Raw genomic sequence first — 13,649 nt, forward strand, 5'->3', positions numbered from 1 at the left:
ACTTCTCGTTACCAGGCAGAGCCTGGTAACGCATATCCGGAGGCTCTGCCTCCGATTTTCCCACGCAAAGCAAGCGAGGCAGAGCCTCTGGATATCGGTTCCTAGGCTCTGCCTAGGAACCAGCTAAATAACAAATAACAAATAAGTAATAACTAATAAAAAATGACTAACAAAGAAAGCCTGCAACGGCATTTACTGCAACTAGACAATCGAGGCTACAAAGCCTACAAAGATATTCAAGGTAATTACGACTTTTCTGAATTCACATTAATTATTGATTACGTGCAGGGAGATCCGTTTGCTTCTCCCAGTAAATTTAGAGTCATAGTTCCGCCAAACATTGCTCAAATTCCCCGCGAACTTTTCAAGTCTCGCAGTCGAGAAATAGCCTTGCGAGATTACCTAACTCGCCAGTTTGACAAAGCAGCACACAGCATCAGCAGCAAACGCGGCACTGGCAAAAGCGGTATGATTGCAGTGACTGGCTTCGGACAAGAAGTTTTAGAGCGAACTTCCGCATTTATCATTTCCTCAAATACATCCGATATCGAAGATTTAGGAGGAGTTGAACTGCGATTTGCCGTCGGACTTCCAGCGGGAGGACGCAGTATCTTAGGGCGACAAGCTGCTGAAATGCTGTGCGAAGATATTCCGCAAATTGTCAGCAATTCTCTGAATCATGCTAACTTAAATGCTGCTGAATGTCGCCGTCACGTTGAAACTGCAGAAGATGCTGACTGCCTGCGGCAGCAGTTAGCTGAAAACGGATTAGTTGCGTTTGTTGCTGACGGTTCTATTTTGCCCCGCCGCAGTGGTGTTGACAACAGTCCTTTGTTAAATAATGCTGTGGCTTTTCAATCGCCGCCGTCGTTAAAAGTTGAGTTTAATTGTCCCAATCGCGGTTTGATTTCCGGTATGGGTATTCCCGCTGGTATTACTTTGATTGTTGGGGGCGGTTATCACGGCAAATCCACTTTACTCAAGGCGATTGAGTTGGGAGTTTACAACCGAATTCCGGGAGATGGTCGGGAATTTGTGGTGACAAGTACGGCGGCGGTTAAAATTAGAGCCGAAGATGGCAGAAGTGTGGCGGGAGTTGATATTTCGCCTTTTATTAACCACTTGCCACAAGGTAGAGATACTGCACAATTTTATACTGAAAATGCGAGCGGTAGCACGTCGCAAGCTGCTAATATTATTGAGGCTTTGGAAGTGGGGAGAAGGAAGAAGGAAGAAGGAAGAGGGAAGAAGGAAGAAGGAAGAGGGAAGAAGGAAGAAGGAAGAGGGAAGAAGGAAGAAGCTCAATCTTTTGTTTTAGAGATGCAATTAGTCGCTATTTCAGAAGGGGATTTAGTGCCTATTTTATTAGTTGATGAGGATACGGCAGCGACGAATTTTATGCTTCGCGATCGCAGAATGCAGGAACTCATCGCTAAGGATAAGGAACCGATTACACCATTTATTGATAAAATTAAACATTTGTATGCGGATTATGGCGTATCGACTATTTTAGTCATGGGCGGAAGCGGCGATTATTTTGAGGTTGCAGATACTGTAATTGCCCTGGATAATTTTCAAGCATATAATGTGACGGAAAAAGCTAAAGAGATTGCTAAAAATTACTCGATTAGTCGCGCTGCTGAAGGGGGAGAAAATTTTGGTGAGATTACTCAAAGAGTGCCGATTCCTGCTAGTTTAGATCCGAGTCGGGGACGGCGAGATGTGCGGGTGAAGGTGCGGGATGTTGATGAATTGGCTTTCGGAACTGAGGAGATTGATTTGGGTACTGTTGAGCAAATTGTGGACAGCGGACAGTTAAGGGCGATCGCTGCGGCAATGGTTTATGCTAAGCAGCAATACATGGACGGAAAACGCACTTTGTCGGAAATCATAGATTTGGTGATGGCAGATATTGACGCGCAGGGGATGGATATTTTATCACCTTTTCCTGAAGGGGATTTTGCCATGTTTCGGCGGTTTGAATTGGCGGCGGCAATTAATCGGCTTCGCAGTTTGTCGGTTGTTGCCAAAATGACTAATGACTAATGACTAACAACTAATGACTAATGACTAATGACTAATGACTTCCACTTTTTGATATGCTGACAAAAGTGAGTGCAAAAACCGCGATTGAAGTATGACAGGCAATATAGGACAACTGACTGCTTTAAGCGATCGACCTTATTTAGTATTAAGCAATCAAGGCGAGGTTTTACAGCTAGAGTTAAAACAGCAGCAGCACGTATTGGGGCGCGATCGCACTCGTGCGGATTTAGTCATTCCCGAACCCTGGCGGGCAGTTTCGGGCGTTCACGCTGTTTTGCGCCAAATTGGGGATAATTACTGGATTTACGACGGTGACGGGCAGCGGCCGAGCACTAATGGCTTATTTGTCGATCGCACTCGCATCACTCCCAATGACGGTTATTGTCTGAAAAACGGCACTGAAATTAAAATCGGTCTCGATCCTCAAAATCAAGTTTTGCTGAGTTATTTTAATCCGCTGGCGAATCAGGTTGCTGTCCCTAGCAAGCAGTCAATTCTTCTTAAGAATCGGTCGGTTTTGTTGGGTCGCGATCCAAACGCTTCGCTGCAATTAGATGCGCCGCTTGTTTCTAGACGCCACGCCACAATCGACCAAGACAGTCGCGGCAATTATATTTTGCGAGACCACAGCGTTAACGGGGTTTTTGTTAATGGTCAGCGAGTGACAAATTCTGTACAGTTGTCCGAGGGAGATACAATTCGGATCGGCCCGTTTACTCTAACTTACCGCAGCGGTGAGTTGCAGATGCAAGACTCCGGCCATCAAATTCGTTTGGATGCTGACAGCCTGGTGATTCCGAAGCGTTTGGATAACATCACTTTGGCGATCGAACCGGGGCAGTTTGTGGCTTTAGTCGGCGGTAGCGGTGCTGGCAAATCTACTTTAATGCGGGCGCTTTTAGGCATCGAAAAAACTACTAACGGCGCTGTGTTTCTCAATGGCGACAACCTGCGCCAAAACTTCAATATTTACCGCAATCAAATCGGTTACGTGCCTCAAGATGATATTGTTCACGCAGATTTGACAGTAGAAGAAGTCTTGAGTTATGCAGCTAAATTGCGCTTACCTCCCGATACAGATGTCAAGCAGGTAGTCGCAAAAACTTTAGAAGATATTGAAATGACTCACCGTCGCAAGGCTTTAGTAAAACAGCTTAGCGGCGGACAGCGAAAGCGAGTCAGTATCGGAGTTGAACTGTTAGCAGACCCGAAACTTTTCTTTTTAGACGAACCCACTTCAGGACTCGATCCGGGTTTGGATAAGAAGATGATGCAACTGCTGCGAAAGTTGGCAAACCAAGGCCGGACGGTGATTCTGGTGACTCACGCGACGGCAAATATCACGATGTGCGATCGGATTGTTTTTATGGGTCGCGGCGGACGCCTTTGTTACTTCGGCCCCCCTAGGGAAGCGCTCGATTTTTTCAATGTCAAAACAAGTGATTTTGCAGACATTTACAACGAATTAGAAACAGGAGAAACCAACGTTCAAAGCTGGGCAGAAAAGTTTAATAAATCTCCCTACTATCAGCGCTATATTGTCAACCATTTCAGCACAGGAAACGCTAAGGCAAAAATACCTTCTGCACCAAAATCTCAATCTTTTGTCAAACAACTCGTTTTGCTCGCCCAGCGCTATTTTCAACTCGTTTCCCGCGACTTAGTTAACTTGAGTTTAGCTCTTTTAACAGCGCCTATCGGCATTAGTTTACTGCGGCTAGCCGTCAGAGATAAAGACCCATTAATTGGCGAACCGGAGGCAACTTTAGCACCTTTAGCGCTCAGAGTTTTATTTGTATTTACCTGCGCGGCTATTTGGGTAGGACTGGCAACTTCTTTGCAAGAAATTGTTAAAGAATCTGCTATTTATCTGCGAGAACGTTTGGTCAATTTAGGATTGTTTGCTTATTTAGGTTCAAAAGTTTTTATACTTTCAGGTTTGGCAGTATTGCAAACGCTGTTAATGGTAGGAGTTATTCTGATTGCTTTTAAATCCCCCGAACCGAGTTTTATCTCCTGGCCAGTGGGAGCAAGTATTACCACATTCCTAACTTTGATGAGCTGCATAAGTCTCGGCTTAGTCGTTTCCGCTATTGTTAAAAATAGCTCTCAAGCTAACAGCGCTTTGCCTCTATTATTGCTGCCTCAGATTATTTTTTCGGGAGTTTTGTTTAAGATGGAAGGTGCGGCGAGCAAGTTTTCTTGGTTGATGTTAAGCCGCTGGTCTGTGGGTGCTTACGGCTCTTTAGTTAATGTGAATGGGATGGTTCCCGCGCCTACTACATTACCGGATGGGAGTACGCTTCCTCAGCCGTTTGAGCCTACTCCTGTTTACGATCCAACGTGGGAGAATTTGGGTTTAAATTGGGGTATTTTGTGCGTGCATATTTTTGTTTATTTGATGTTGACTCTGTGGTTGCAGAAGCGGAAAGATATTCTATGAATTATTGGCTGATGAAGTCGGAACCGGATGTTTATAGTATTGCGGACTTGAAGGGCGATCGCACTTCCATTTGGGATGGCGTTCGCAACTATCAAGCGCGCAATTTTATGCGAGAAATGAGTCACGGAGATTTAGTATTTTTTTACCATTCTAATACTAAAATTCCGGGAATAGTCGGGTTGGTGCGCGTCGTGGAAACAGGGATTGCTGACCCTACTCAGTTCGATATGAATAGCGAATATTACGATCCTAAATCGCCGTTTGATGCTCCTCGCTGGCAAACTGTGAGAGTTGAGTTTGTTGAGGAGTTTGCGAAGTTAATATCTTTGGATGAACTGAAACAAAAGTTTAGTGCTGATGAGATTTTGCTGGTGAGGAAAGGCAATCGGTTATCGGTGATGCCGGTCTCTGAAAGTGCGGCCCAGAAGATTTTGAAGATGAGATAACTATAGCTAAGTAGGGTGCGTCAGCTACCATTATTTGCGCGACAAACCCATAATTTCAGAACTGACGCACCGGGTAAGAATCGGTGCGTCAGCCTGATAATTTTTGTGCTAATTGAGAATTTCAAGACTGACGCACCCTACTGCTGGGGATTGGGGCGGTCAAGATTTCAATCTCCTAAAGACCGGCCGCACAAACAGCCGCACCAATTAACCCTACATTGGGATTCAAAACCAATCGAACTGGCATCATTTCTAACAGCGAATCCATCCGGCCTTTGTGGGTAAAAGCTCGCATAAAACCCCCTTCTAGAATCAGCGGCAAAATCTTAGCAGCAATGCCGCCAGCTATGTACAAACCGCCGTAAGGTAACAGTGTCACAGCAAGATTTCCCGCCACTGCACCGTAGGCTTCTACAAACATTTGCATTGTTTGTTCGGAAAGCCGATCGCACTTTTTGAGTGCCGCCTGTGCAATTGTCGCCCCCGGATCGACAGTCTTCTCGGTTTTACCGATTTCTGACTCCCATTTTTTGATAACTTCCCCTATCTCCGGCGATTCAGGAGCAAACTTTTTGTCCCGCAAAAACTGGTAAATTGAAACAATCCCTTGTCCCGAAACCACACGCTCGATCGATATTCTTTGAATGTCGTGTTTGGCTAACAAATATTTTAGCAATTGAAACTCCAACTCCGAACGAGGAGCAAAGTCACCGTGTCCCCCTTCCGAAGAAAAAACCCTGATGCCATTTGCCTCGGGAATTCCAAAACAATTTCCCAAACCTGTACCCGCACCAATCACAGCAATTGGATCGTGTTGGCGGGGTTTTCCAACTTGCAAAGTGTGCAAATCTCGATCGTCCAAAGCCCACACGCCGTAGCCAACCGCGACAAAATCATTAATTAAACTAACGTGTGATATTCCTAATTCTTGTTCCAGACGCTTTGCTTCTAGCACCCAAGGCAAATTAGTCAGTTTTGCAGTGTTGTTAACCACCGGGCCTGCGATCGCAAAACAAGCTTTTTCAGGCAATGGCGCAAAATCCAATTTCATAGCAGCTTCCGTCAAAAACTGCTGCACCATCGGTACTAAATCGGGAAACTCCCCGCTCGGATAGCGAAACTCGTAAAGAGCGTTCATTTCACCGTTAACAGTCCTTTCCACTAAGCGCAAAATTGTCTTAGTTCCGCCAATATCGCCCGCTAATAATAATGCCATAAATCTCTTTTTCCACCAAAGATAACATTCCCCATTTAAACACCCACAGTATTAATTGCCAACCAAGCCCGCAGCACCTCAGCCACAGTCCAAGCTTGAGCCGTGCAGCCCCGCGGCGAGTGGGGGGCGTCGCCCTCAAAAATTTCGCCCAGACTGCCAACTCCGCCGGCTCTTATATGATGTGCCATCGGGGCGAGGAATTCGATCGCTTGTGCTGGGTCTTTGTATACGTGCAAGTGCGCCAAGACAAACGGGCCAATCAGCCAGCCCCAAGCTGTGCCCTGGTGGTAGGCGCTGTCGCGCTGCAATTGGTCGCCTCCGTATACGCCGCGATACTGCGGGTGCTGTGGCGAGAGGCTGCGGAGGCCGACAGAAGTGAGCAACTGTTGAGCGCAGCCGTCCACCACGCCGCGCTGCTGGATGGGCGTCAGTAACGGTGTATAGCGGGTTTCCTGCCGCATCCCCCCTGACAAGGAGTTGGCGGAGTGAGGAGGAATCGAGTCTAGGGGCAGGGAAACGGCGAATATTTGGTTGGGCCGCAGGGAAATATCGTGTCCGTCGGGGCCGTCCAGAACGTCGTAACAGTAACCGGTTGAGGCGTTCCAGAAGCGAGTGAATCCGGCGGCTGTTCGATCGCCCAATTGCTGGTATTCATTGTGAGGCTTGCCCAATTTTCGAGCAAAACTTGCCATAGCTTGTATAGCATTGTACCAAAGCGCGCTGAGTTCGATCGGCTTACCAATCCGAGGCGTCACCACCCAATCGCCGATTTTCGCATCCATCCAAGTCAGTTGCACGCCGGTTTCGCCGGCGTAGATTAAACCGTCATCGGGATCGAGGCGGATGTTATACCGAGTTCCCTGTATGTGCCAATCAACAATCTCACATAAGGTAGGCCAGAGTTCGCTCAAAAGTCGATCGTCCCCCGTGGCATCGATATAAGCGCGAATTGCCTCAAAGTACCACAGAGTCGCGTCTGCGGTGTTGTATTCCGGTGCGCCACCCGCATCCGGGAAGCGGTTCGGCAGCATCCCCCGATCGACATACCGCGCAAAAGTCCGCAAAATCGATCGCGCAATTTCCCATCGCCCGGTACAGATTGTGAGACCGGGTAGGGCGATCGTCGTGTCGCGCCCCCAGTCGCTGAACCAGGGATATCCAGCGATGATCGTTTTGCCTTCGGGTTCCTCCGGTAGCGGGCGGCTGACGATAAATTGGTCGGCGGCGAGCACTAAGTGATTGATCCAGTCGGGAGATTCGCTCACTTTTGACCAGTTTTGCAGCAGTTGTTGGTCATAAGTGTGGCGGGATTCTAAAGCTGTATCGCCGTTGAGTTCGGTATTTTTCTCGGTGCTGGCTATCAATGTGAGAGAACTTCCCGGTGCGATCGTCATGTGAAAAGTCGCCGCGTGCAAGTGATCCTCGCAGTAGTCCAATCCGCGCCGCTTTTCGGCTGCTAGGTCAAATCCGTAATGCCAATTGTATAAGGGCGCAGAGACTCGAAATGTGGCCTCTGGTGGGGCATCTGTCAGCAGGTACAGGGGTGCAGCCTTGGGAAATGCAGTCACGCATACCCCGCTTTCCAAGGTTTCTAGGCTCATCTGCCAGTCGCCGACGCTCGTTGTGTGGTGGTAGTCGCGGTAGTTGATCAGGGCTTTGACAGCGAGGGCGATCGGTTGTGAGGCGCGGTGCAAGCGGTATTGAATATATGTTGTGTTAGCACCTTGCTGCATCCAAATCCGCTTTTCCAGGATAGCGTCGGCGAGAGCAAACCTCCAAACAGGCGTCGTGCCTTCGAGGTGAAAGCTTTCAATGTATTTGTAGCCGTGGGGTTCCATCGTCGCGTCGGCCCAGCGGTTTGTATAAAGCGGATAGGCGCGATCGTGATACACAGCCGTTTCGTCCAGCTTGGCGAGCATCAAAGTGCGTCCCAGCGGGGGTTTGAGGGCGGCTACCAGCAAGCCGTGATAGCGGCGGGTGAGGAGATTTGCGATCGTCCCGCTAGCGTAACCGCCGATCCCGTTTGTGACCAACCACTCGCGAGACTCCGCCGAGTCGAGATTGCAGCAGATTTCCCGTCCAAAAGCCATAACCATAAAACACACACTCGCGCTGATTTTTTGCCTACCTTTAGGTAGATTTTCGACATGATATCAACCAGAAATATTAACGTTTCTAGGCCGTTAATTTGGCGATCGCCCCCGTGCCGATTCCTGCTCTAATTTAGGCCTCACCAACCGCTAATTTTGCCCTTTACACAATTTTAGCCTTTGATGCCTCTGTCTAAAGTTAGTTGTTTGTTATATTAAGTAATATTACCGTCTAAACAGGCGCTGAACGTTAAGGGCAAGCATTTGATAGCGCGTCGGGCGATCGAACTACCAACCTATTTTATAAGGAGAACAGCTCAAAGTGAAGATAGGAGCAAATTACCTCGGCAATAACCAGTGTGAATTTACCGTTTGGGCGCCCACCCTCAAACAAATCGCAGTCCAAATTGTTTCTCCAAAAAAACGCCTGATACCCCTGCAACAATCAGCAGAAGGTTATTGGCAAACCACAGCTACAGACATCGAACCAGGAACCCTTTACACTTACCAAATCGAAGGAAAAACCGACCGACCAGACCCAGCCTCAAAATATCAACCCCAAGGCGTACACGCTCCGTCGCAAGTAATAGATGAAAACATCTTTACTTGGAGTGACACAAATTGGCAAGGTGTGCCGCTAGCCGAAATGATTATTTACGAACTGCACGTCGGCACATTCACCCAAGCCGGAACATTTGAAGCAATAATTCCCCAGCTAAAACAACTTAAAGAATTGGGAATCAACGCAATCGAAATAATGCCAGTAGCCCAATTTCCTGGCGATCGAAACTGGGGATATGACGGCGTATATCCCTACGCCGTTCAAAACTCCTACGGCGGCCCCGAAGGCTTCAAAACACTCGTCAACGCCTGCCACGAACACGGCATTTCAGTAATTCTCGATGTAGTTTACAACCACCTCGGCCCCGAAGGAAATTATCTCAGGGACTTCGGCCCCTACTTTACATCAAAATACGGCTCAATTTGGGGAGATCCCCTCAACTTCGACGATGCCTACAGCGACGGCGTGCGTAACTACTTTATTGAAAACGCCCTCTACTGGTTTCGAGACTATCACATCGATGCCCTGAGATTAGATGCCATTCAAGCAATATTTGAAGTAGGTGCAAGACCTTTTTTACAAGAACTATCCGATGCCACAGCCGATATTTCTCAAGAAATAGGACGGCAACTTTACTTAATAGCCGAAAGTGACTTAAATGATGTCCGCACTGTACGTCCCAAAGAACTCGGTGGCTTCGGACTAGACGCCCAATGGTGCGATGATTTCCACCACGCACTGCACGCCTTGCTCACCGGAGAAGACGAGCGATACTACCAAGATTTCGGCAAGTGCGAACACTTAGAAAAAGCCTTCAAAGAAAGCTTTGTTTACTCCGGCCAGTACGCCCCCCACAGAAAGCGGAAACACGGCAATTCTGTTAAGGATGAACCGGGTCATAAGTTTCTGGTGTTTGCCCAAACCCACGACCAAATCGGCAACCGCATTTTGGGAGACAGACTCTCGAAAATAATTGACTTTGAAGGATTGAAACTTGCAGCAGGCACAGTTTTAATTTCTCCCTACATTCCCTTCTTTTTTATGGGAGAAGAATACGGAGAAGAAGCACCGTTTTTTTACTTCGTTTCCCACTCGGACGAAAACTTAATTGAAGCTATCCGCAAAGACAAACAACAAGAATTTAAAATCTTTGAAGGTCGAGGCGAGTTTCACGACCCCCAGAGTCCTGAGACTTTCGATAAGTGTAAGTTAAACTGGGAAAAACAAACCCAAGGCAAACACAAAATCCTTTGGGAATGGCACCAACATTTGATTCAACTGCGCCGGACAATACCAGCCCTTAAAAAACTCGACAAAAACAGTCTAGAAGTCTCCAGCATTGAAGCGGAAAAAATCTTATTTCTACGTCGCTGGACAGATGACAGCCAGATATTCTGCATTCTAAACTTCAACACGCAAGATGTCGCTTTTACGGCTGCACTGCCCCAAGGCAACGGTCACAAAATTTTAGACTCGGCTGATGAAAAATGGATGGGTTCAGGTTCTAGCTTGCCTGAAAAGATAACTTCCGAGCAAAAATTGACCATTAAACCGCAGAGTTTCGCACTCTATGAATTAGAGTAATTAAAACGGGAAGCAGAGCCTCAAATACAGGCGTTCCCAGGCAGAGCCTAGGAACAAGAAACAGGAGGCAGAACCTCTCTCATTCTCAGGCTATGCCGCGGAATGTAGTCCCACAAGAAACGGGAGGCAGAGCCTCTGTCGTTCCCAGCCTGTGCCCATTGGTGACAACTTAATGTTAAACGTAGTATCGGTCTGCTGTCTGACGATTAGGGTTCGATCCCCCCTAGCCCCCCTTAATAAGGGGGGGACAGGAATTTTCTCAAAGTCCCCCTTATTAAGGGGGATTTAGGGGGATCGAGACTCAGTTAAAAGCGAGATTTATCAGGGGTTTCATTCTTAAGTTGACACCAATGCCCTCTGCCGAGGAATGCAGTCGAGGAGGCTCTGCCTCATATATTAAAAAAGAAAACCCTAAAAAACCAGGAGTAAAATTAAAATGATGAGAATTCCCACAACAACTTATCGGATTCAATTTCATGGAGGTTTTAACTTTGAAGCCGCCAAACAAATCCTTAGCTATCTGGAAGATTTAGGAATTACCGACCTTTACGCTTCACCAATATTTAAAGCCAGAAAAGGCAGCTCTCACGGATACGATGTGGTTGACTCAAATCAGCTCAATCCCGATTTGGGAACATCAGAAAATTTTGAAGGCCTCACATACGAAATCAAGAAACGGAACATGGGATGGCTGCAAGATATTGTCCCGAACCACATGGCTTACGACACTCAAAATTTGCTGCTGTTAGACGTATTGGAACACGGGCCAGATTCCGACTATTTTGATTACTTCGATATTGAATGGAATCACGCTTACGAACATCTCAGGGGTCGAGTGCTGGCTCCGCTGCTGGGCAATTTTTATGGAGAGTGTCTGGAAAATGGCGAGATTCAACTCAAATACAGCGAAATTGGGCTGAGTATCAATTATTATAGCTTACAATTGCCAGTAAGAATTGAATCTTATGCTAAATTTATCAGTCAGAATTTGGGGCAGTTAGCCAGAGAATTAGGCAGACGCCATCCAGATTTTATCAAGTTTTTAGGAATTCTTTATTTAATTAAAAATACACCTTCAGAAACTAAAGGTAAAACCAGATACGATCAGATAGCTTTTGTCAAAGGACTGCTGTGGGAACTCTACAATCAAAATCCCCTTGTACAGGAATTCATCGATGAAAATATCAAAGTTTTTAACGGAGAAAAGGGAAATGCGGAAAGCTTTAATTTGCTAGACGAATTGCTTTCCGAGCAGTTTTACCGTCTGTCTTTCTGGAAAGTGGGGGCAGAAGAAATTAACTACCGAAGGTTTTTTACAGTAAACGAACTTATTTCGGTAAAAGTTGAAGAGATTAAAGTTTTTCACAAAAACCATGCTCTGATATTCGACATGGTTGATGAGGGAAAGTTTACGGGATTGAGAATCGACCACATAGACGGACTGTACGACCCCACAGAATATTTGAAACGGCTCCGGGAGAAAGTCGGAGACACTTACATTACTGTTGAAAAGATTCTGGAACACGAAGAAGATTTGCCGTCATATTGGCCGATTGAGGGAACTAGCGGCTACGACTTTTTGAACTACGTAAACGGCGTTTTTTGTCGGTGCGATCGCGAGCAGCAATTTAGCGAAATCTATCAGAGATTTACTCGCTTAACCGCTCCCTACGAACAGTTGTTTTTAGATAAAAAAGGACTGATTGTTGAGAAAAACTTGGCGGGAGATGTAGACAATCTAGCTCAACTTTTGAAGAATATCTCCGGTCAATCGAGACAGGGAAATGACTTTACTCGTCCCGGTTTGGAAAAAGCATTGGCGGCTGTTTTGACGATTTTTCCAGTCTACCGAACTTACATCAATCAAGATGGTTTGAGAGAGTCCGATCGCACTTACGTAAAATATGCGATCGCCCATGCCAAACAACAAGTACCGCGACTCCTCAAGGAACTTAATTTTATCGAAACGGTGCTGTTGCTGGAAGAAGAAGAAACTCTAACACCCGAACAAAAAGAGCAGCGTCGGCACTTTGTAATGAAACTCCAGCAGTTGACGGGCCCATTAATGGCAAAAGGCGTGGAAGACACACTTTTATACGTCTACTATCGGCTTTTATCTCTCAACGAAGTGGGAGGAAATCCCAGTCAGTTCGGCGTGTCGCTGGTAGATTTTCACGAGTTCAACAAACAGCAGCAAGTCGCTTGGCCCCACAAAATGAATGCTACAGCTACCCACGATACCAAACGCGGCGAAGATGTGCGAGCCAGAATAAACGTTTTGTCAGAAATTCCCGATGAATGGGAACAGCAAGTCAGGTCTTGGAGAGAGGTAAACTCTTCTAAGAAAGTCAACTTTGCGAATCGAATGGTTCCAGATACTAATGACGAATACTTCCTGTACCAAACTCTGCTCGGCAGTTTTCCCTTTGAGGGAATTGAAAACACTGATTATGTCGATCGCCTGAAAGATTATGTGATTAAAGCTGTCCGCGAAGCAAAAGTTTATACGGCTTGGCTGAGACCGGATAACGATTACGAAGCTGGTTTTATGACCTTTGTCGATACCGTTCTTGAACCTTCGGAACAAAATCAGTTTCTCAACAAATTTACACCTTTCTGTAAAAAAGTAGCTAATTACGGAATTTTCAATTCTTTATCTCAAACACTCCTGAAAATAACTGCTCCGGGCGTTCCCGACATTTATCAAGGGACGGAATTCTGGGATTTAAGCCACGTCGATCCGGATAACCGCCGTCCCGTTGATTTTGACCGCAGAATCGAGGTTTTGCGGGAAATTAAAGAGCAAGCTCAGACGGATATTTTGCAACTGGTTGAAGATTTGATTGCGACGCGAGAAGATGCTAGGATTAAGTTGTTTTTGACCGCAAGAGCGCTAGAAGCGAGAAAAAAATACTTGCAAGTTTTTCAATCAGGCGACTATCTGCCCCTGCAAGCAGTTGGGCCGTTTAAAGATAATGTTGTTGCCTTTGCTAGAAGCTTTGAAGATACTACAGCTATTGTCATTGCTCCCCGGTTTTTGGCGGGAATTGTCAAACCAGAAGAAATGCCGCTCGGCAAACAAGTCTGGAAAGATACTAATTTGCAATTGCCCGACGAAATGCCGTCTGTGTGGCAAGATGCGATTACAAATCAGTCAGTAGAAAGTAACGGTACGTTGGCAATTGGTGAAGCTTTGAGTTACTTTCCGGCAGCTCTGCTGATCGGTAAAAAATAGCAATTAAATAGTCTGCTATGGGGGACT

General features: G+C 46.5%; 7 protein-coding genes. 5 read left to right on the forward strand and 2 right to left on the reverse strand.

Annotation, left to right across the window (positions count from 1 at the left end; translation table 11 throughout):
• The first annotated feature begins 162 nt into the window (after nucleotides 1-162).
• The 3 genes from QUA70_RS03435 to QUA70_RS03445 all read left to right on the forward strand — a co-directional run bounded on the left by QUA70_RS03435 (nucleotide 163) and on the right by QUA70_RS03445 (nucleotide 4,935).
• The gene (locus QUA70_RS03435; RefSeq protein WP_333345009.1) at nucleotides 163-2,046 is read left to right on the forward strand and encodes an ABC-ATPase domain-containing protein; all 1,884 of its coding nucleotides are present in this window, start codon (nucleotides 163-165) and stop codon (nucleotides 2,044-2,046) included.
• A gap of 91 nt (nucleotides 2,047-2,137) precedes the next feature.
• On the forward strand, nucleotides 2,138-4,489 hold the full coding sequence (locus tag QUA70_RS03440; protein ID WP_333345011.1) for an FHA domain-containing protein: 2,352 nt from the start codon (nucleotides 2,138-2,140) through the stop codon (nucleotides 4,487-4,489).
• Nucleotides 4,486-4,935 carry an EVE domain-containing protein gene (locus tag QUA70_RS03445; RefSeq protein WP_333345013.1) on the forward strand — a complete coding sequence of 150 codons (450 nt, stop codon included), beginning with the start codon at nucleotides 4,486-4,488 and terminating at the stop codon, nucleotides 4,933-4,935. The genes QUA70_RS03440 and QUA70_RS03445 overlap by 4 nt, the downstream gene beginning before the upstream one ends.
• 175 nt (nucleotides 4,936-5,110) lie before the next feature.
• Here QUA70_RS03445 and QUA70_RS03450 read toward each other — a convergent pair whose 3' ends face one another.
• Nucleotides 5,111-6,151 carry a glucokinase gene (locus QUA70_RS03450; protein WP_333345015.1) on the reverse strand — a complete coding sequence of 347 codons (1,041 nt, stop codon included), beginning with the start codon at nucleotides 6,149-6,151 and terminating at the stop codon, nucleotides 5,111-5,113.
• A gap of 35 nt (nucleotides 6,152-6,186) precedes the next feature.
• Nucleotides 6,187-8,247, reverse strand: coding sequence for an amylo-alpha-1,6-glucosidase (locus QUA70_RS03455; protein ID WP_333345017.1), 2,061 nt, complete (start codon nucleotides 8,245-8,247; stop codon nucleotides 6,187-6,189).
• Nucleotides 8,248-8,563: 316 nt separating this feature from the next.
• On the opposite strand from QUA70_RS03455, the gene treZ reads away from it, so the two are divergent.
• The gene (treZ, locus tag QUA70_RS03460; RefSeq protein ID WP_333345019.1) at nucleotides 8,564-10,387 is read left to right on the forward strand and encodes a malto-oligosyltrehalose trehalohydrolase; all 1,824 of its coding nucleotides are present in this window, start codon (nucleotides 8,564-8,566) and stop codon (nucleotides 10,385-10,387) included.
• 439 nt (nucleotides 10,388-10,826) lie between these two features.
• Nucleotides 10,827-13,622, forward strand: a complete 2,796-nt coding sequence (gene treY / locus QUA70_RS03465; RefSeq protein ID WP_333345066.1) for a malto-oligosyltrehalose synthase — start codon at nucleotides 10,827-10,829, stop codon at nucleotides 13,620-13,622.
• Nucleotides 13,623-13,649: the final 27 nt, after the last annotated feature.

The sequence above is a fragment of the Microcoleus sp. LAD1_D5 genome, from assembly GCF_036702115.1.
Lineage (GTDB): Bacteria > Cyanobacteriota > Cyanobacteriia > Cyanobacteriales > Microcoleaceae > Microcoleus.

What these genes read in the sequence shown, in the direction of transcription:
- treY (WP_333345066.1), top strand. Translation starts at nt 10,827, where the DNA reads ATGAGAATTCCCACAACAACTTATCGGATTCAATTTCATGGAGGTTTT.
- QUA70_RS03440 (WP_333345011.1), top strand. Translation starts at nt 2,138, where the DNA reads ATGACAGGCAATATAGGACAACTGACTGCTTTAAGCGATCGACCTTAT.
- QUA70_RS03435 (WP_333345009.1), top strand. Translation starts at nt 163, where the DNA reads ATGACTAACAAAGAAAGCCTGCAACGGCATTTACTGCAACTAGACAAT.
- QUA70_RS03455 (WP_333345017.1), bottom strand. Translation starts at nt 8,247, where the DNA reads ATGGTTATGGCTTTTGGACGGGAAATCTGCTGCAATCTCGACTCGGCG.
- QUA70_RS03450 (WP_333345015.1), bottom strand. Translation starts at nt 6,151, where the DNA reads ATGGCATTATTATTAGCGGGCGATATTGGCGGAACTAAGACAATTTTG.
- QUA70_RS03445 (WP_333345013.1), top strand. Translation starts at nt 4,486, where the DNA reads ATGAATTATTGGCTGATGAAGTCGGAACCGGATGTTTATAGTATTGCG.